This is a genomic window from Cloacibacillus sp., from assembly GCA_036655895.1.
GTDB lineage: Bacteria > Synergistota > Synergistia > Synergistales > Synergistaceae > JAVVPF01.
This window is the reverse complement of the sequence record JAVVPF010000032.1, coordinates 14,036-33,932: the sequence shown is the minus strand read 5'-3', so window position 1 is coordinate 33,932 and position 19,897 is coordinate 14,036. Positions and strand designations below refer to the sequence as shown.

Annotated in this window: 18 protein-coding genes; 17 read left to right on the top strand and 1 reads right to left on the bottom strand. The window is 60.2% G+C overall.

Translation table 11 applies throughout. From position 1 onward, the window contains the following. The 14 genes from cbiD to RRY12_10265 all read left to right on the top strand — a co-directional run. Positions 1-739, top strand: a 739-nt coding sequence (cbiD, locus tag RRY12_10330; GenBank protein ID MEG2185065.1) for a cobalt-precorrin-5B (C(1))-methyltransferase CbiD, incomplete at its 5' end; no start/stop codon positions are given. Between the two features lie 15 nt (positions 740-754). After that, positions 755-1,978 (top strand): precorrin-6y C5,15-methyltransferase (decarboxylating) subunit CbiE, encoded by a 1,224-nt coding sequence (gene cbiE, locus RRY12_10325; GenBank protein ID MEG2185064.1) that lies wholly within the window; start codon positions 755-757, stop codon positions 1,976-1,978. A gap of 1 nt (position 1,979) precedes the next feature. Beyond that, complete coding sequence (cobM, locus tag RRY12_10320; protein MEG2185063.1) at positions 1,980-2,735, top strand: precorrin-4 C(11)-methyltransferase; 756 nt, start codon at positions 1,980-1,982, stop codon at positions 2,733-2,735. A gap of 1 nt (position 2,736) precedes the next feature. After that, the gene (locus tag RRY12_10315; protein MEG2185062.1) at positions 2,737-3,687 is read left to right on the top strand and encodes a cobalamin biosynthesis protein; all 951 of its coding nucleotides are present in this window, start codon (positions 2,737-2,739) and stop codon (positions 3,685-3,687) included. Further along, positions 3,677-4,825: a hypothetical protein gene (locus RRY12_10310; GenBank protein MEG2185061.1), complete on the top strand. Its 1,149-nt coding sequence runs from the start codon at positions 3,677-3,679 to the stop codon at positions 4,823-4,825. Before RRY12_10315 ends, RRY12_10310 begins: the two co-directional genes overlap by 11 nt. Next, complete coding sequence (cobJ, locus tag RRY12_10305; GenBank protein ID MEG2185060.1) at positions 4,822-5,544, top strand: precorrin-3B C(17)-methyltransferase; 723 nt, start codon at positions 4,822-4,824, stop codon at positions 5,542-5,544. The genes RRY12_10310 and cobJ overlap by 4 nt, the downstream gene beginning before the upstream one ends. Further along, complete coding sequence (gene cobK, locus RRY12_10300) at positions 5,537-6,802, top strand: precorrin-6A reductase (GenBank protein ID MEG2185059.1); 1,266 nt, start codon at positions 5,537-5,539, stop codon at positions 6,800-6,802. The genes cobJ and cobK overlap by 8 nt, the downstream gene beginning before the upstream one ends. Beyond that, positions 6,795-7,739: a hydroxymethylbilane synthase gene (gene hemC, locus RRY12_10295; GenBank protein MEG2185058.1), complete on the top strand. Its 945-nt coding sequence runs from the start codon at positions 6,795-6,797 to the stop codon at positions 7,737-7,739. Before cobK ends, hemC begins: the two co-directional genes overlap by 8 nt. Then, complete coding sequence (gene cobA / locus RRY12_10290; protein MEG2185057.1) at positions 7,729-9,186, top strand: uroporphyrinogen-III C-methyltransferase; 1,458 nt, start codon at positions 7,729-7,731, stop codon at positions 9,184-9,186. The genes hemC and cobA overlap by 11 nt, the downstream gene beginning before the upstream one ends. Beyond that, complete coding sequence (hemB, locus tag RRY12_10285; GenBank protein ID MEG2185056.1) at positions 9,183-10,157, top strand: porphobilinogen synthase; 975 nt, start codon at positions 9,183-9,185, stop codon at positions 10,155-10,157. Before cobA ends, hemB begins: the two co-directional genes overlap by 4 nt. After that, a complete protein-coding gene (gene hemL / locus RRY12_10280) occupies positions 10,157-11,452 on the top strand; it encodes a glutamate-1-semialdehyde 2,1-aminomutase (GenBank protein MEG2185055.1) in 1,296 nt (431 codons plus the stop codon). Before hemB ends, hemL begins: the two co-directional genes overlap by 1 nt. A gap of 5 nt (positions 11,453-11,457) precedes the next feature. After that, a complete protein-coding gene (locus tag RRY12_10275) occupies positions 11,458-11,958 on the top strand; it encodes a cob(I)yrinic acid a,c-diamide adenosyltransferase (GenBank protein MEG2185054.1) in 501 nt (166 codons plus the stop codon). Then, a complete protein-coding gene (locus RRY12_10270) occupies positions 11,958-13,505 on the top strand; it encodes a cobyric acid synthase (GenBank protein ID MEG2185053.1) in 1,548 nt (515 codons plus the stop codon). Before RRY12_10275 ends, RRY12_10270 begins: the two co-directional genes overlap by 1 nt. Then, positions 13,489-14,880, top strand: a complete 1,392-nt coding sequence (locus RRY12_10265) for a cobyrinate a,c-diamide synthase (protein ID MEG2185052.1) — start codon at positions 13,489-13,491, stop codon at positions 14,878-14,880. The genes RRY12_10270 and RRY12_10265 overlap by 17 nt, the downstream gene beginning before the upstream one ends. A gap of 53 nt (positions 14,881-14,933) precedes the next feature. On the opposite strand, the gene RRY12_10260 is transcribed toward RRY12_10265, so the two are convergent. Then, the gene (locus RRY12_10260) at positions 14,934-16,124 is read right to left on the bottom strand and encodes a PLP-dependent transferase (GenBank protein MEG2185051.1); all 1,191 of its coding nucleotides are present in this window, start codon (positions 16,122-16,124) and stop codon (positions 14,934-14,936) included. A gap of 200 nt (positions 16,125-16,324) precedes the next feature. Between RRY12_10260 and RRY12_10255 the strand changes: the two genes are divergently transcribed. The 3 genes from RRY12_10255 to RRY12_10245 all read left to right on the top strand — a co-directional run bounded on the left by RRY12_10255 (position 16,325) and on the right by RRY12_10245 (position 19,882). Next, entirely contained in the window at positions 16,325-16,723 is a 399-nt protein-coding gene (locus RRY12_10255; GenBank protein ID MEG2185050.1) for a hypothetical protein, read from the top strand. A 348-nt stretch (positions 16,724-17,071) separates the two neighbouring features. Beyond that, positions 17,072-17,773, top strand: a complete 702-nt coding sequence (locus RRY12_10250; GenBank protein MEG2185049.1) for a DUF554 domain-containing protein — start codon at positions 17,072-17,074, stop codon at positions 17,771-17,773. A gap of 120 nt (positions 17,774-17,893) precedes the next feature. Beyond that, the gene (locus tag RRY12_10245; protein ID MEG2185048.1) at positions 17,894-19,882 is read left to right on the top strand and encodes a Synerg-CTERM sorting domain-containing protein; all 1,989 of its coding nucleotides are present in this window, start codon (positions 17,894-17,896) and stop codon (positions 19,880-19,882) included. Positions 19,883-19,897 lie beyond the last annotated feature (15 nt).

The following is a 19,897-nucleotide window of genomic DNA, read 5'->3' as shown; positions in this document are numbered from 1 at the left end:
GATGATAGAACGCGCGCTGCGCGAGGTGATAGGCGCGCGCGCCGCGCGCGTCACAATATCCGCGCCGGACGGCGAAAGGGTAGCAAAACGCACCTTCAACCCAAGGCTCGGCATAGTGGGCGGCATCTCGATACTTGGGACCAGCGGGCGCGTGAAGCCGATGAACGAAGCGTCGCTGCTTGAATCGCTGACGCTTGAAATAAACACTCACGCGGCACAAGGGCGCGCGGCGCTTGCGCTCTGCTTTGCCGGCACAGGCGAAAAGACGCTGCGCGAAGCCTACGGCGTCCACAACCGCGCCGTCGTGCAGTGCGGCAACTACCTGGGTTTTGCGCTTGACGAATGCGCGCGGCTTGGAATAAAGGAGCTGCTCATAGGCGGACACCCCGGCAAACTGCTCAAAGCGGCCGCCGGTTCCTTTAACACACACAACCGCACGGGCGGAGGCGCAAAAGAGGCGCTCTGTACACAGGCCGCCATCTGCGGCGCGCCGTGCGGATTTGTAAAAACGCTTTATGACTGCACGACGATCGAAGAGGCGATGCGCCTCATTGACGAAAGCGAATTTACCGGCCTGTGGCCCGTGCTTGCCGATATTGCAGCGCGGCGATGCGAGGCGCGCTCTTTCGGCGACCTTCGCGTGGAGGCGGCCTACATAGACAACGACGCGCGGATACTCGGCGCGACGGACGGCGCGGCAGTGCTTGCGCGGCGGATAAACGACGACAGCCACATATAGACGGAGGCGGACAGAATGAGTGAGATGAACAAATTGTTCGTATGCGGAGCGGGCACTGGCGACCCGGCGCAGGTGACGCCGGAGGTGAGCGCGGCGATAGAGGGCGCGCGCGCCGTCGCCTGCGCGCCGCGCCATCTGCATCTTGTGCGGGGACACGCAAATATAATAGAAATGACCGATTTCAAAGAATGTTTCGCAAAGCTCCGCAAGGAGCTTGCGCTGGGCGACGCGGCCGTCGTCGTCTCCGGAGACACTGGGCTTTACAGCCTGCTGCCGCTGATACAGAAAAATTTCCCCGGCCACGAGATAGCAGCGCTGCCCGGCATCAGCTCTTTGCAGGCGCTCTGCGCGAGGGCCTGTGAAACGTGGCAGGACGCAGTCATTCTCTCCGGCCACGGGCGGCATATAGAGGCGGAGCGCATACTAGCGGCCGTGGAGCACAACCGTTCCGTCGTCTTCTTCTGCGACGCGTCGCACGACCCGGCGTGGCTCTGCCGGCTTCTTTCGGAGGGCGGCTTCTCCGACGCCGAGGTGTTCGTCGGAGAACGGCTTGGCGCGGAGGAAGAGGTTTTCAGCCGGGGCTGCGCGTCGTTCCTTGCGGAATGCCTCTTTGATCCGCTTTCCATCGTGCTCGTCATAAACGAGGACTTCACAAAAAAAGCACCGCCTCTGCCGCACGACGAAGATTTCATACGAGGCGCGGCGCCAATGACGCGGGAAGAGGTGCGCGCGGTAATAATCGAAAAGATGCGCCTTTCGCCTGAAAGCGTCGTCTGGGACATAGGCGCGGGCACAGGCTCCGTCTCAATAGCGGCGGCGCAGCTCTGCCGCAAAGTCTGCGCCGTGGAGGCAAACTCCGAGGCGGCGGAGCTTATCCGGCAGAACGCACAAAAGTTCCGCCTGCACAACGTGACCGTAACAGAAAGCACGGCGCTTGCCGCGCTTTCGTCGCTGCCGCGCCCCGACGTCGTCTTTATCGGCGGCAGCGGAAGCGAGCTTGCCGCGATACTTGAACAGATAGCGGCGCTTGGCGGCGGCATACGCGTCGTAGTCTCCGCCGTCGCGCTCAAGACCGTAGCCGCCTGCACGGAGCTGCTTTCGGCCTCCGCCTTTGAAAATTTTGACGGCGCGCAGGTCGCGGTCAGCAGAATCAAGACCGTTGGAAATACAAAAATATGGTCGGCGCAAAACCCCGTCGTGATCTTCACCGCGGAGACGGCAGCCGAAGGAGGAAATTAAAATGATACATTTTGTCGGAGCGGGGCCCGGAGCGCCTGACCTCATCACGCTGCGCGGCGCGCGGCTTTTGGAAGAGGCGGGCATGATAATCTACGCCGGCTCGCTGGTCAACCCCGAACTTTTAAAACGCGCAAAACCCGGCTGCATCATCTGCGACAGCGCCTCTATGACGCTTGAGTCGGTCATAGAAAAACTGCGCGAGGCGCACGAATCGGGAGCCGACGCGGTGCGCCTGCACACGGGAGACCCCTCCATATACGGCGCGATACGCGAGCAGATGGACAGGCTCAACGCGCTCGACATCCCCTACGACATAACGCCGGGCGTCAGCTCCTTCTGTGCGGCGGCCGCCGCCGCGGAAGCGGAATACACTCTGCCCGGCGTCAGCCAGACGGTAATAATCTCGCGCATGGAGGGGCGCACGCCGGTGCCGGAGCGCGAAAAGATACGGCTGCTTGCGCAGCACCACGCCTCAATGGTGCTATTTCTCTCCACGGGCCTGCTTGAAGGGCTGCGCGACGAACTTATAGCTGGAGGCTACTTACCCGACACAAAGACGGCGCTCGTCTACAAGGCCTCGTGGCCGGAGCAAAAGGTCTTTCGCACGACGCTTGCGGAACTTCCGCGCGCCGCGGCCGACGCCGGCATAAAAAACACGGCGCTCGTGCTGGTCGGGGATTTCCTCGGCGACGAATACGAGCTCTCAAAGCTCTACGACGCGAAATTCTCGCACGGCTTCAGAAAGGCCTCGGAATAAAATGAAACTGCACGCGGCCGCCTTCTCCAAACGCGGGGCGAAACTCGCGGAAAAAATCGCGCGGGCGTTGGGCGGCGCGGCCTGGGCCTCCGCGCGCTACGCGGGAGGCGCCGTAGCGCCAATTTCGCCCGCTCTTTCGGAGTGGACGGGCGCGCGCTTTCTCGATGCGGAGGCGATAGTCTTCGTAGGCTCCTGCGGCATCGCCGTGCGCGCAATAGCGCCTTACATAAAATACAAGACGAGCGACCCTGCCGTAGTCGTCGTGGACGAGCTTGGAAACAACGCCGTCTCGCTGCTTTCGGGCCACATCGGAGGCGCGAACGACCTTGCGCGCCTCGTCGCGGAAACTATAGGCGCGCGCGCCGTCATCACCACGGCGACGGACATAAACGGCATCACGCCGCCCGACTCATGGGCGGTGAAAAACGACTGCCGCATAGAAAACCTCGCGGCGGCGAAGGAGACGGCGGCGGCGCTGCTTTCCGGCGAGCGCGTAGGAGTGGCCGTCACGGACGAGAACCAGCCCGCGCCCTATCCCGTGACGCTCTGGCTGCGTCCAAAGGTGCTGACGATAGGCGTCGGCTGCACAAAGAACAAACCTGCCGCGGAGCTTGCCGCGTATTTTGACGACTTTATGAAAGAAAGCGGCTTTTCACCGCTCTCGATAGCGGCTGTTGCCTCAATAGAGGCAAAAAAAGACGAGCCCGCCATAGCGGAGCTTGCAAAAAGATGCGGCGTGCCGTTTAAGAGCTACAGCGCAGATACGCTGATGGCGCTGCCCGGCAGCTTCACTCCGTCGCCCGCGGCAATGGCGGCGGTGGGCGCGGACAACGTCTGCGAACGCGCGGCGCTTGCCGCCTCGGAGGGCGGCTATATGGTGCGCCTCAAGACAAAATATCCCGGCGTAACATTCGCGCTTGCAAGAATGAGGAGAAATAGAGATGGAAATTAAGATAGCAGGGCTGGACCACAAAAGCGCGGCGCTTGACGTGAGGGGGAAATTCACCTTCACGCAGAGCGAACGCGCCTGCTTTCTGCGCGAGGCGGCGGAGTGCTCCCAAGAGGCCGTCCTCATCACCACCTGCAACAGAACGGAGCTTGTCGTCCTCTCCGGCGAAGAGCCGCAAGAGATGCTGCACCGCGCGCGCGGGTGTGGAAAGTTTTTCACTTGCCGCGGCGCGGAGGCGGTGCGCCGCGTCTTTGAGATAGCGGCGGGCCTTCATTCGCAGATACCGCTTGAAGATCAGATACTGGGGCAGATGAAGGAGGCGCTTGCCGCCTCGCGCGCGGAAAAGGCCTGCGGCCCCGTCCTTGCGCAGCTCTTCCAGCGCGCCATAAGCGCCGGCAAGGAGATACGCACGAAATACAAGGAACTGCCTCACGAAAGCTCAGCGGCTGAGGCCGCCTGCGGCGCGGCGCAGGAATTTTTCGGCACGCTGCGCAGCGTAGGCGCGCTCATCGTGGGCAGCGGCGAGATGGGAATGCTCGCGGCGCAGCTTCTGCGCGACCGCGGCGCCCTTGTGCGCATGACGCAGCGCAGGCGCAGAAAGGACGGAGCGCTCCCTCCCTCCGGTGTGGAGCTTGTCTCATACGACGACAGGTACTCCGTCATGTCCCAAAGCAGCCTCGTCGTCTGCGCCACTGCAAGCCCGCACTTCGTGCTGTCGCCTTCGGAATTTCCAGACGACGGAAAACGCCGGATGCTGGTAGATCTCGCAGTGCCGCGCGATATAGAACCGGCCTTCGCAAAGCGCCCCTCGGTGACGCTCGTCGACATGGACGGCCTCGGTCAGAGCGCGCTTTCCGACGGCTTTATGAAAGAGATCCGCGGGCTGCTTGCGGAACAGATAAAGGGCTTTGAAGAATGGCGTCAGATACACGAATGTATGCCCTATATAGAGGACGTCTGCGCCTTCGCCGAACGCGAGCTGGCGGGCGAACTGGGCTGCGCGCAGTGCGGCGAAAGCGACAAGGTGCGCGCCGCGTCAAGAAAGATGATGAACAAACTTCTCTTTACGTTAAAAGAAAGGGTAGATATAGACATGGCGAAAGAATGCTATCACGCGCTGGCGAAGGCGGCGCAGAGATGATATACGTCGTAGGGCTTGGCCCCGGAGGCCCAGATCAGACGACTTTGCGCGCGATGGAGGCGCTTGAGCGCTGCGATATAATAATCGGCTACAAGGCCTACATAGCGCTCATCGAGCCGATATTCAAAGGGCGCAAAGAGCTTGCCGCCTCTCCGATGAAGAGCGAGCGCGCGCGCTGCGAAGAGGCGCTTGCGCTTGCCTTGAGCGGCAAAACGGTAGGCATCGTCTCAAGCGGCGACCCCGGCGTCTACGGCATGGCCGGAATAATGCTCGAAGTGGCGGACGGCCGTACAGAGGTCGAGATCGTACCCGGCATCACGGCTGCCGCCTCTGCGGGTTCGATACTTGGCGCGCCTCTGATGCACGACTTCGCCGTAATAAGCCTGAGCGACCTGCTCACTCCGTGGGAACTGATAGAAAAACGTCTGCGCGCGGCGGCCTCCGCCGACTTCGTCATCTGCATATACAACCCGGCGAGCCACGGACGCCCCGACCACCTTGCGCGCGCCGCGGCCATACTGATGGAACAGCTCCCCGCCTCGCGCGTAGCGGGCTGGGTGCGCAACGCGGGCCGCAGCGAAGAAAGCCGCGAAATAACAGAGCTCGGCAAATTAAAGGACGCTCCAATAGATATGTTCTGCACGGTCATCGTCGGCAATTCCTCAACGAAGCTTATAGCCGGAAAAATGGTGACCCCGCGCGGCTACAGAAATGACTAGACGGCTTCTGCTCTTCGGCGGCACGACTGAGGCGCGAGAACTGACCCGCTACGGGCTGCCCGTCATATACTGCGCCGCCTCGGACTACGGCGCGGAGCTGGTGCGCGGCGCACCCGGCGTAGAGGTGAAAACTGGACGCATGGACGCGGCCGAAATGGAGCGTTTTATGAAAGAAAACGAGGTCGCCTGCGTGATAGACGCGACGCACCCCTACGCGCGCGAAGCGAGCGAAAATATAAAACATGCGGCAAACGCCGCGGGACTGCCTCTTCTGCGCGTGCGCAGGAACGAGACGCCGGCGCCGGACGACGCGGTGCGCGTAAAAAGCGCGGCGGAGGCCGCCGCCTTCATTGAGGGCGAACGCGGAAACGTGCTTATCACGACCGGCAGCAAAGAAATAGAGGCCTTCGCCTCCGTAACGGACCGCAAACGGCTCTTTGCGCGCGTGCTGCCCGACGCGCTCGTCATACAAAAATGCGCGGAGTGCGGTTTTGACGCAGGACACCTCATCGCCATGCAGGGGCCCTTCAGCCTCCGCATGAACGAAGAGATGCTGCGTCTGTCCGGCGCGCGCTGGCTCGTCACGAAGGACGGCGGGGCGGCGGGCGGAACGGAAGAAAAACTTGCCGCCGCGGCAAACTGCGGCGCGCGCGTAGTGCTGATAGAACGCCCGCATGAGACGGAGGGCGCCTCCGCGGCTAGGGCGCTGCTTTGGGCGCGGCGTAATCTTGGCGTCTCTCGGCCCCCGCTCTTTCCGATGCTGACGGACATAGAGGGACGGCGCGCCGTCGTCGTAGGCGGAGGCGCGATAGCGGCGCGGCGCGCAAAGACGCTGCGCCGCTGCGGAGCTTCCGTGTATGTCATAAGCCCAGACTTCTGCTCGGAGATAAAAGAGCTTGGATGCACTCTGATAAAGAAAAAATTTGAACCGTCGGACTTGGACGGCGCTGTGCTTGTGGCGGCTGCGACGAACGACGCCGAGGTAAACAAAACGGCGGCGGACGAGGCGCGCAGGCGCGGCATTCCCGTAAGCGCGGCGGACGATGCGGCGCTGTGCAGCTTCTATTTCCCCTCTCTTGTAAATGTGGGCGAGGTCTCCGCCTCCGTGTCGGCGGGCGCGCTTTCTCCCGCGCTGACGCACCGGCTGGCCGGGCGGCTTCGCGCTGTTTGGGAGAGCTGGGTGAGCGAGGAACGGCGGGAACTTGAAAAGATAGACGAACAAAAGGATAAAAATTCCGGGGGTCTCTGCGATGAGTAAAGAGATAAAAGAAGAAAACAACATCGAAAACTGCGGCAGACAAATACGCTTCGGCAGCAGAAAAAGCGACCTTGCGCTTGCGCAGACGAAAATAGTGATGGATTCGGTCGCGGCCTGCTCTCCGGAGTTTGAGACGGAGCTTGTGCCGATGGAGACCACCGGCGACAAAAACATGAAACCCTTCTCCGAGGCGAGCGACAAATTCGGGATAAAGGGGCTTTTCACGCAGGAGCTTGAAGAGGCGCTGCTTTCCGGCGCGATAGACGTCGCGGTGCACAGCTTGAAGGACATGCCGGTCAACGCGAACGCGGAGCTGCCGCTCATCGCCTATTCAAAGCGCGAAGACCCCCGCGACGCGATGGTGCTGCCGTCAGGCCATGTGGAGCTTGCACCGGAGCCGCGGATAGGCTGCTCGTCGGCCCGCCGGCGCGTGCAGCTCTCCGCGCTTTATCCAACGGCGCGCATAGAACCGGTGCGCGGAAACATAAACACGCGCCTGCGCAAGCTCGACTGCGGCGAATATGACGCGCTGGTGCTGGCCGCCGCCGGCCTCAAAAGGCTCGGCATGGAGGCTCGCGTCAGCCGCTACTTTGAGCCGGAAGAGATGGTGCCGGCGCCGGGACAGGGCATACTTGCCTGTCAGGGGCGTGCGCGCGAAGATTATCACTATCTGGAGGGCTTCCGCGACCGCTACGGGCGGCTCTGCGCCGAGGCGGAGCGCGCCTTCTCCGCGGCGCTTGGCGGCGGATGCACCGCGCCCGTAGGCGCATACGCGCGCGTCGTGGGAGATACGATAAACATATTGGGCTTCTACGCGGACGAAAGCCGCGGCGTCATACGCCGCGACAGCATCAGCGGAGATGCCGAAAAAAATAGAGAACTCGGCAGGGAGCTTGCCGAAAGACTTCTAAAAGGAGCTGAAAGAGATGCACGGTAACGGACATGTCGCGCTGATAGGCGCCGGCCCCGGCGACCCGGGACTCTTTACGCTGCGCGGCCTCGAACTGCTTGAAGCCGCCGACTGCGTCGTCTACGACAGGCTCGTCGGCGACGGCGTGCTTGCGATGATGCCGGCGCGCGCCGAAAAGATAAATGTCGGCAAAACTGGCGGAGGAGAGTCCGTCCCTCAGGCTGAGATAGAAAAAATACTGGTGCGCGAGGCTAAGAAAGGCCTGCGCGTGGCGCGTTTAAAAGGCGGCGACCCGTTCATCTTCGGCCGCGGCGGCGAAGAGATAGAGGCGCTGATAGAGGCGGGCATCCCCTTCGAAGTAGTGCCGGGCGTCACCTCCGCGCTGGCCGGCGCCGCCTGCGCCGGCATTCCCGCGACGCACAGGGGCCTCGCGCGCTCCGTACACATCATCACAGCGCACACAAAAGAGGGCGGCATTGCAAAGCTCGACTATGAAGCGCTTGCGAAGCTCGGCGGCACCCTGATCTTCCTCATGGGAGCGTCGTCCGTGAAGGATATCTGCGCCGCGCTCACATGCGCCGGAATGTCAGACAAGACGCCGGCCTCCGCGGTGGAAAACGCAAGCACCGCAGCACAGCGTCTCATAGAGGGCACGCTCGCCGACCTTCCCAGCGAATGCGCCGAAAAAAAATTAAAGTCGCCTTCGATAATCATAGTAGGCGATGTCTGCGCCCTTGCTGAAAAATTCGCGTGGAAGCGTTTTCTGCCGCTTGCGGGGCGCAAAGTGATAGTGACCCGTCCAAGGGAACGCGCGGGACGGCTCTCCGCGATGCTGCGGCAGCGCGGCGCCGAGGTGATAGAGATGCCCTGCATCAGCACAAGGCGCATCCCGGCCTCGCTGCCGCAGCTTCGGGACTTCGCGTGGCTTGGCTTTACCAGCGTCACGGGCGCAGAGGCCTTCTTTGAGCTGCTTGCGGAAGAGGGGCGCGACATCCGCTCCATCGGCTGCGCAAAAATTGCGGCAATAGGCCCAGCCACGGCGAAGGCGCTTTCCGCGCGCGGCCTTGTCGTCGATTACATGCCGGAAATCTACGACGGCGCGCACATGGCGCGCGGCGTAGCGGAGCTTGCGGCGGGAAATCCTATCCTTATGCTCCGCGCAAAAGAGGGCTCGCGCGAACTGACCGCCGTGCTTGAAGAATATGGCGCGCTCTTTTCAGAGATACCTCTTTATGAAACAATATACGAAAGCCCGGACGCCGCGCCGCATAGGGCTGACACCGCCATCTTCACAAGCGCGTCCACCGTGCGCGCCTTCTGCGCCGCCGTCCCGTCGCTTGAAATAGAATGCGCCTGCTGCATCGGCGAACAGACCGCGGCGGAGGCGGCGCGCCTCGGATTCAAAAGAATAATAACGGCGCCCCAGGCGACGCTGGAAAGCCTTGTAAAAACTCTGGAGGAAGATAAAAGATGATAGTACGTCCAAGGAGACTTCGTGAAAACAAAATAATACGCGACATGGCGGCGGAAACGCGCCTTTCGCCCTCGATGCTGGTCTATCCGATATTCATCCGCGAAGGCCGCGGCATCATGGAAGAGATACCGGCAATGCCCGGGCAGATGCGGTGCAGCCCCGACACCTTCCCGCGGCTGCTAGAGGCGGCCCGCGCCTCGGGCGTAAACTCAGTGCTGCTCTTTGGCATCCCCGAGCACAAAGACGCCTGCGGCAGCGAGGCCTACAGCGAAAACGGCGTCATACAGCAGGCGCTCCGCGTCGGCAAAAAAGAATTTCCCGACATGTGCTTCATAGGCGACGTCTGCCTCTGCGAATACACCTCGCACGGCCATTGCGGACTGCTGAAGGGCGAGACGGTGGACAACGACCCGACGCTCGAACTGCTTGCAAAGACGGCGCTTGCGCAGGCGCAGGCTGGAGCCGACATGGTGGCCCCCTCCGACATGATGGACGGGCGCGTCGCCGCGATACGCGCGAAGCTCGACGGCGCGGGTATGGAGGATACGATAATCTTCTCCTATGCCGTAAAATACGCCTCCGCCTTCTACGGGCCGTTCCGCGAAGCGGCCGGCTCCGCGCCGTCCTTCGGCGACCGCAAGAGCTATCAGATGGACCCGCGCAACGTGCGCGAGGGCGTTCGCGAGGCGCTGCTTGACATCGAGGAGGGCGCGGACATGATAATGGTCAAGCCCGGCCTCCCCTACCTCGACGTGCTGCGCGCGGTAAAAGAGGCAAGCTGCGTTCCGGTCGGCGCGTACTGCGTAAGCGGCGAATATTCGATGATAAAGGCCGCTGCGCAGAACGGCTGGATCGACGAAAAACGCGTCATAGCCGAGTCCGCGATATGCCTTGCGCGCGGAGGCGCGGACATAATCGTCACCTATTTCGCGCCGGAGCTTGCGCGGATGATGAAAGCGGGGGAACTGTAATGGAAAATTTAAATATAAACGAAAAATTATTTGAAGAGGCGCAGCTTGTCATCCCCGGCGGCGTCAACAGCCCTGTACGCGCCTTCCAAAAGGTGGGACAGACGCCGATATTCGCCGTGCGCGGAGAAGGCGCCTGCATCTGGGACGCCCAAGGCAAAAAATATACGGACTACATAGGCTCATGGGGGCCGCTAATTTTGGGGCACGCATACCCGCCCGTCATAGACGCAGTATGCGAGGCGGCAAAAGAGGGCACCAGCTTCGGCCTTCCCACGCCGAGAGAGGTTGAGATGGCTCAGCTGATAACGGAGCTGGTGGACGGAGTGGAGATGGTGCGAATGGTCTCCTCCGGCACCGAGGCGGTGCTCTCCGCACTCCGCGCCGCGCGCGGCTTCACCGGGCGCAGCCTCATATTAAAGTTCGAGGGCTGCTACCACGGCCATTCCGACGCGATGCTGGTCAAGGCCGGCTCCGGCCTCGCCACGGCGGGGCAGCCGGACAGCGCGGGCGTGCCCGCGGAAACGGCGGCGGCGACGCTCACCTGCCGCTACAACGATCTTGACGCGGTAAAGGCGATATTTGCGGCGCACAAAGGCGAGATAGCGGCCGTCATCGTGGAGCCGATCGGCGCGAACATGGGCGTAGTGCCTCCGGCGGAAGGCTTCCTTGAAGGGCTGCGCCGTGTCACGAAAGAGGACGGCGCGCTTCTTATCTTCGACGAAGTAATAACGGGCTTCCGTCTTTCGATACACTGCGCCTCCGCCTATTTCGGCATTACGCCGGATATGTGGACCTTCGGAAAAATAATCGGCGGCGGCCTGCCGGTCGGCGCCTACGGCGGACGCCGCGACGTAATGTCGATGGTGGCGCCGATCGGCCCCGTATACCAAGCGGGCACGCTCTCTGGAAATCCCGTCGCAATGGCGGCGGGGCTTGCCGCGCTCTCCGCGCTGCGCGAGAATCCTCTCATCTACGGAGAGCTTGAGGTGCGCGGCGAACGTCTGCGCAAAGGGCTGCGCCTCATATTTGAAAAACAGGGCCTCCCCGCCTGCGTACAGGGAGAGGGGTCGCTCTCCACCGTCTTCTTCACCGAGGGCCCCGTTATGAACTACGACGACGCCTCAAAGAGCGACACGGAACGCTACGCGCGCTTCTGGCGCGGCATGGCTGAACGCGGCATACTGATGGCCCCGTCGCAGTTTGAGGCGCTCTTCATCTCGGCGGCGCACACAGAGGCCGATATAGAATATTTCATAGCAAGCGCCGACGAAGTTATCGGAGCGAAGGGCTTCTAAGCAAAATGCTGGACGGCGCGCCCGCTCAGGTACAGATATACACCGGGGACGGCAAGGGCAAAAGCACGGCCGCCTTCGGCTTGGCGATGCGCATGGCCGGATGCGGCGGACGCGCCTTCGTCATACAGTTCAGAAAGGCGCGCGACTGCGGCGAACGAGAGAGCGCGCAAAAGCTGGGCATAGAGCTGCGCCTCTGTCCCGTCGGACGCGCAGGGGAAAAATGTCCCGGCCGCTGCCCGCTGCTTATCGCCGCGCATAACATCCTGCAAAACGAACGCCCCGACCTTCTCGTGCTTGATGAAATAATGGCGGCGATACGCGCCGGCTGTCTTGCCGAGGACGACGCGCTTTCTTTGATAGACGAGGCGGGCGGCGCTGAGATAGTGATGACCGGGCGCAGGCCGCCAGAGGCGCTGCTTCGCCGCGCGGATCTCGTAACAGAGATGAAAAAGATAAAGCATTACTACGACAAAGGACTTCCTGCAAGAAGGGGCGTTGAGTTCTGATGAAAAAATGCAAAGGGATAATGGTACAGGGAACGTCGAGCGACGCCGGAAAAAGTTTCATCGTAACGGCGCTCTGCCGCATCTTCTCCGACATGGGCTATGCCGTCTGCCCTTTTAAATCGCAAAACATGTCAAACAACTCCTGCGTCACGCCGGACGGCCTTGAAATGGGCCGCGCTCAGGGCGTGCAGGCGGAGGCGGCGCGGGTAGAGCCTCAGGCCTACATGAACCCGATACTGCTCAAACCGCGCAAAGACACCTCCTCCGAGATAGTGCTTATGGGGCGCGTCTACGACGCTCCGTGCGACAAAAATTACTACCGGAGCTTCACGATGGGACAGGGAATAAAGACGGTGCGCGAGGCGCTTGCGCGAATAGACGACGACTACGAGGTCATGGTCTGCGAGGGTGCGGGCAGCCCCGCCGAGGTGAATCTGAACGCCGCAGAGATAGTGAACATGCGCGTCGCAAACGAGGCGAACATGCCGGTGCTGCTTGTGGCCGACGTAGACCGCGGCGGCGCTATAGCCTCCGTCGTCGGCACGCTTGAACTGCTGGGCGCCGACAGAGAGCGCGTCAAGGGGATAATCTTCAATAAATTCCGCGGCGACCTCTCGCTCTTTGAGGACGCAGTGAGATTCACCGAGGAAAAGACCGGCGTCAAAGTCGTCGGCGTCCTTCCGTGGCTCTCCGAGGTCGTCATTGAGGGCGAGGACATAATGAGCATCAACTGGCATCGGGGCGAGCACGCCACAAAAGAGGCGCGGCTTCGCGTGGGCGTCGTAAAATTCCCGCGCGTCTCAAACCACACCGACATAGAGGCCTTCCGCTTCGAGCAGGACGTAGACATAATCGAGCTCGCCGCGCCGGAGCAAGTCGCGGACCTTGACGCCGTCGTGCTGCCCGGCACGAAAAGCACCGTGCTCGACATGCAGTACCTTGAAACATCCGGCATAGCGCGCGCAATACGCGCCTTCGCCGAAGAGGGCGGCGCCGTCTACGGACTCTGCGGCGGCTATCAAATGATGGGCGAGGAGATAAACGACGAATTTCTGCGCGACAACGACAAAATCCCCTTCATCAAAGGGCTGGGCCTGCTGCCCGCAGTCACCACCTTCGGAACGGAAAAGACCACCCTCCGCCGCGCGGGGCGCGTCATACATCCGGCCTTTGCGCAAATGACGCAGGTCGCGGGATATGAGATACATTTTGGCACGACGCTCCCGCTGCGCCGCGACGAAAATTTCTCGCCGCTCTTTGAGCTTGACGGGAACGCGGACGGCATGGCAGACGCAAAACTTAGGCTCGCCGGCAGCTATCTCCACAACGCCTTTCACAACGACGCCTTTCGCACCGAATGGCTGAACCGCCTGCGCGACCGCCGCGGCATGGCAAGACGCGCCGCCGTCTCTACTTCGGCCGCAAAAGAGGCCGCCTACGACGCGCTTGCCGCCGAAACGCTGAAAAATCTCGACGTAGACTACATAATGAGCGTCATGGGCCTTGTCAAAAAGAGCGGAGCGCCGCACGATGAGCCTGCGAAATAGACCGCGCCTCGTCATAGCCGCCGTGCAGAGCGGCAGCGGAAAGACGACCATAACAAGCGGCGTGATAGCGGCGCTTTCGGCCTCCGGCCTGCGCGTCCATCCATACAAAATAGGCCCCGACTATATAGACCCGGGCTACCTGAGCGCCGCGGCCGGAGGGCGCGCCGACAACCTCGACACATGGCTGACGGACGAGCCGGCCATGAAAAGCATCTTCGCGGAGGCCTCCGAGGAGGCCGACATCTCGATAATAGAGGGCGTAATGGGCCTTTACGACGGAGGACGCGGCGGCGTCAGCAGCACGGCGGCAATAGCGAAAGCGCTTCGCGCGCCGGTGCTTCTTGTCATAGACGTGCGCTCAATGGGCGAAAGCGCGGCGGCAATCGCAAAAGGCTTTCGCGACTACGACCCATCGGTCGACATTCGCGGCGTCATCATAAACAGGTACGGCTCCGAAAACCACCGCACGATGGCGGCTGAGGCAATAGAAAAAATCGGCCTTCCAGTCATAGGCGCGGTGCCGCGCAATAAAGAGGCCGAGGTGAGGGAACGCCACTTAGGGCTGCTGCCAGTCGAAGAAAACAGCAATAAAGAACACATAGAAAACGTGCGGCGCATGATAGAACCCGCCATAGACCTGAAAAAAATAGTGGAAATAGCAAAAAGCGCGCCTCCCCTTGAAGCGCCCAACGCGTGTGAAAAGACAACGCCGCAGAGTCCCCGCGTGAAAATAGCGGTGGCAAAAGACGAAGCCTTTTCCTTTTATTATCCAGAGAGCCTCGCGGTGCTTGAGGCCTTCGGCGCGGAGATAGCGCCGTTCAGCCCGCTTTCCGACGAGGGTATTCCAGAGGGCTGCTGCGGCCTCATCTTCGGCGGCGGCTTTCCCGAGGTATTTGCAGAGCGTCTTGCGGCAAACGAGAACATGAAGGCCTCTGTAAGGGAGGCGGCGGAAGGCGGGATGCCCATATACGCCGAATGCGGCGGCTTCATGTACCTGACGCGCGCAATGGCCGGCTTCGACGGCATCGCGCGCGAAATGGCGGGCGTCGTCCCGGCGGAGTGCAAAATGAACGACAGCCTGCGCACGGTGGGCTACGTGACGGCAACCGCGCTTGCTGACTGCGTAATCGCAAAAAAGGGCGAGACGCTGCGTGGACACGAGTTCCATTTTTCGAGCATGGAACCGCTTGCGCCCGCGCAAAACGCATTTTTGTTCACGAAAAACCGAACCGGCGAAAGTTATCCGGGCGGCTTTGCAAACGAAAACATTTTAGGCTCCTATCTTCACCTGCATTTCGCAGGTTTCCCAAAGGCGGCCGAGCGCTTCGTTCAACAATGCGCCAAGTACGCCGCAAAACGGCGGCCGGCCCTTTGACGAAGCCGGCGCGCGTTTTGCCGCAATAGATAAGGCGCTAGGAGAGCGCGAGGCTAAAGCCGCGCAAGCGCCGCGTTCAGCGCCTGACCCAAATCGGCTGTGATGTCCGCCGCCGCTTCGCAGCCCACGGCAAGACAGAGCCGCGCCGCGGCCTCCTCGTTCTTAAAAAGCGTGGAGGTCATTCCCTCAGGCGACGCCGCGGCGCTTATGAGCCGCAGCGCCTCCATGAACTCCTTTTGCGCCTCACGGCGTTTCAGCTCAAAGGAGAGCACTGCGCCGCAGCCGTTTTTCAGGTAGACCTGCGCCATATCGTTCTGCGGATGGCCCGCAAGCCCCGGATACCTCACGTTACAGACCAACTCATGCGCGGCTAGAAACTTAGCCGCGGCAAGCGCGTTTTCGCTCTGACGGCCCATGCGCAGCCCGAGCGTGCGCAGAAAGGAGCGCAGCCGCTCCGCTTCGCCTTCCGACGTCATATAGTTCGCGCCGCGCATGGCGAGAAAACGCATCTTCGCGCCAAAGGCGGCCTCGCCAAAGAGAGATGAAAACGACGCGCCGCCAAACTCCGCGTCCGCGCGCGTAAGCTGCGGGAATTTTTCGCTCCACTCGTGCCAGTCGAAATTCGCGCCGTCAGTCACGACGCAGGCTGAGGCGCCGCCGGAGGCCGCAAACGGAGCCGCCTCCGTCACAGTGACGTGCGCGCCAAACTCTATCGGGCGGCAGAGCGCCGAAGTAGCCAGCGTGTTTATGATGACAAGCGGAACGCCCTGACGGCGCGCGACGCGCGAAAGCGCCTCAAGCGGAGCCACGCTCATCATCGGCGCGGCCAGGCTTTCCGTGATGACAGCGCGCGTATCGTCGTCTATGTTCTGTTCCGTCTGGCAGGGGTGGTCGCTGTCCACAAACTTGGCGGCGGCCCCCATCTCTTCAAGTATCCTGCAAATTAGACGCCTCGTCCCGCAGCAGACGCGGCTTGAGAGAATGACGTTCGTCCCCTCCGCGCAAAGCGTCCGCAAAAGGCAGCTCCACGCCGCGTAGGACGAGGCGAAGGCCACGGCGCTGTTGCCGCCGTCAAGCGCCGCAAAAGAGGCCTCAAAGGCAAGCGACTCAAACGAAGCCTCCGAGAGCCACGGCGAGACGTCCTTAAGCGCGGACTGCATCTTTTCCGCCCGTTTCATTCCGCAGCCGTGCCCGGAATGCAGCGCCTTCGTCATAAAGCCCAGCTTCGCATATTCTTTCATCATCTATTCCTCCAAATATCACTTATTTTCATTCTTACAAGCATTATATCGAAGGAACGAACGAATGTAACGGCTGTTTTCTCAATATTATGGGCACGAACAATAAACAGGTCAAAGGCGCAGCGCTCTTTCGTCAATTTTACGCTCCGTTTCGGCCCGTTATTTTTTATAGTAGGTAAAGTAAAGAGAGGAGGCTGTTTTATATGAACGAAAGACCGCGCACGCGCGTATGGGTGGTTACAAGGGTCGACGACGGAAGCGTCACTCAGGCCGATGTATTCGACGACAACATGGACGCGCAGAACTTTGCGGGTGAAATGTCCGTCGACACGGACAATCTCACGGGACGCTTTCAGGTGCTCGACAGCTATCTGCACTGCAAACACCCCGTCGCAAACCCGGGCATAGACACTAAGAAATTCTCAGAGCAGCGCGTAGACGCGCTTTACGACGACCTAGGCTTTGATTCACTGCGCGCCGACACAAAGGCCGCCGGCCAGTACATCATCGACCATAAAGCGGAGCTAGTCGAAGAGTCAAACCGACTCATCCGCGACTACATACTTGGCGTCCTAAAGAAAAAAGGCCTGCTCACAAAATAGCCCATAAAACAACAGACGGCCCCGCGCCTCCCAAAGCGCGGGGGCGCCTGTTTATCTCGCCGACGGAAAGATAAAGTCGACACCTATCCGGACTACTCAAAACTCTCCATCCTTAAGGGTTCAGCGTCCGTATCTTTTTGGAGTATCCCAAACAAGGCCCGCGCAAAAGCGATTTCTTCAAAGCCCCCCGTAAATTCTAATGGTGAACCATCATTAAATATACCGTAGCCCCTCTTTTCTCTAAAATTTCTTTTTATATGACCGTGCCAAACGCCTTTGACGGCAATAAAATTCCCCGCCATTTTACGTGATGCGATATAATAAACCGATGAAAGCGGGGTCTTATTATTGGATGCATTAAGTTCTATACCACTCTTCGGCAGCCTTGCCAACGCCGCGATGATCATTGCGGGCGCCGCTGTCGGTCTGCTTCTTCGCAAAAAAATCCCGGCAAAAATAATGGAGCTGCCAGTTCAGGGAATGGCGCTCTTCGTGATGACGCTCGGCATCGGCATGGCTATAAAAACGGAACAGCCGCTCGTCGTCATAGGCAGCATCGCGCTGGGATCGCTCACAGGCGAGCTGCTTGACATCGAAGGCGCTTTTGAACGCGCCAGCATGGGGCTTGAAAAACGCATCGGCGCGGGCGCTGCTGGCTTCACCACCGGCTTTATCACGACGAGCCTCATCTACTGCACCGGTTCTATGGCGGTGCTTGGCTCCTTTGAGGAGGGGCTGGGCGGCTATCCGTCGCTGCTTCTTGCAAAGGGGCTGATAGACGGGCTGACCTCCGTCGCGATGGCGGCGTCGCTTGGCTTCGGCGTCATATTTTCCGCAGTTCCGGTATTTTTATATCAGGGCGCGCTTACGCTTGCCGCGCAGTGGATACAGCCTTTCATGACCGACGCCGCGATAACCGAAATGAGCGCCACTGGCGGCCTCATGCTGATGGCGATAGGCATCAACCTGCTCGGCGTCATGAAGATACGCGCGATGAACATGCTGCCGGGGCTTGTAGCCGCGGTCATTCTGGCAAAACTTTTTCTTTAGCCTTGTAGCGCAATCCGTGGTTTTTTGATGCACGAGGGCATTGAAAACAGTCCAATAGTGTGTTACTTTATCCATGTAAGGTATTCTCAATGTACCGATAAGAAAAGAGGGATCCACCCTATGATCAGTGCCAAAATGCCCTTTTTCCCCATCGGCCGCGCGCCGTTGCTTAAGGAACTCTGCGCCGCACTTGCGCTGTTGTTTGTCCTTATGTTCTCACAAGCGGCCTTTGCCGTCCCCGCAAATCCGAATAAAGTGTTTACCGTGCAGCAGCCTGACGGCAGCAGCTTCCAGATAACCACTCGCGGCGACGAGCGCTCCCACTGGAGCCGCTCCGTGGCGGACGGCTACATCGTAGTCTACGACGCCGCCTCCAAATGGTGGGACTTCGCCGTGGTAAAAAACGGTGCGCTCGTTTCGTCCGAGGTCCACTACCACATCAACACAGCCGCGCCCGCGGGCGCGGTAAAGGAATACACGCCGCTTGCGGGCTCGTCTTTGCGCACCTCTGTAAAAAAGCCCGCGGGCAAGAGCGCAACGGAGGCGGCGCCCGCCAGATGGACTCCGCGCGCGACGCCGCTTGCCGGCGACAGAAGGGCGCTTGTAGTCCGTGTCACATTTGAAGACACAAGGGGCAACACAACAATACCGTCTGTTGACATTAAAGATCACTCTCGTGACGTATGGGGCGACACGCTCTCCGTCACGCGCTATTACAAAGACCAATCCAAGGGGCGTTTGAAGCTCACTCCGATATCGGGGATATCGGAGATCATAAAGATAGAGATGACCTCCGCGGATTATAACGAAGGCCGCCATCCTGATTACAAGATCGCATCCACCAACAACAATGAGGAAAACATAGCGGCACAGAGAAACGAGGTCAAGTTTGTCCAAAACGTCCTGGAAAAAGTGCAAAAAAATAATCCTGAACTAAATTTTGCCTCATTTGATGCAAACCATGATAAAAAACTGACCGCCGACGAACTTGTCGTCTACCTGATACTTGCAGGATACGAAAAATCTGGCGTACCGGCCGACAGAACCCCCTCCGTGTGGGCTCATCAGGCATCTTCCGAATATGGCAATGAAGCAACCTCAGCGGACGCCGTCCAGCTAAGCGGAGACGTCACGCTTTCGCTCTGGGCGATGAACGGAGAAATTGTGACGCAAACCGTCGAAGGAGTAACCACGCCTTACAGAATGCCGCTTACCGGCACCATGTGCCACGAGCTTGGGCATCAGCTCTGCGCGCTGCCCGACCTTTACGACACCTCATACTACAACAGCGGACTTGGCATCTTCTCACTTATGGCGATCGGCTGCGACGGCGCGCGTGCCGGAGAATACAGCGGAACGAGGCCTGTGAACCTCGACGCGTGGAGCAGATACTACCTCGGCTGGGAGACGCCCTCCGCTGCGCAAAAAAGCACTGTCGCAAAAACTCTCAGCATCGGACGCCAGAGCTACACCAAAGCAAGCTCCCCCGTCATGGTGGACGGCCCCGCCTCCACTCCCTATCAGTATTACCTTATGGAGGTGCGTGACCCAACCTCAGCGGACGAAACCAACTGGGACGCGGGCCTACAGGCATGGGATTGCGGAAAAAAGGGAGTGCTGCTCATCCATGCCGATGAAACTATCGGCAAAGGAAGCCTTGATCTGGGAAACGACATCAACCAGCACAGCAAATCTGAAGACGACAAAGATACCGTCTACAACCCGCATCAGGGAATAATGGCAATATGGCCCTACGCCGACCCAAGAGTCAAGGGCGCAGGCTCCGGAACTACGCAGTCCCTGTGGTATGCTGGCAACGACCTTGCGAAAGCGAATGGATTATTTCCTGACTCCGCCGTGGAATTTCTGAAAAGCAACTTCTTCGCCGCAGCAAGTTCAAAGACCGCCGAGCTCCGCACGGGCATAAAACTCTTTGACTTCTCCGCGCCGGCCGATGAAATGACATGCACCTACGCGCTCGAAGAACAAAATCAAGGCGGCGGCGGCAACAGCGGCGGCGGATGTTCCGCTGGCGTTGGGACGCTTGCCCTGCTTGCGGCGGCTCCTCTTTTTGCGGCAAAACGCAAAAGAGCGCGCCGGACAAAATAACAAAATTTTCAAATA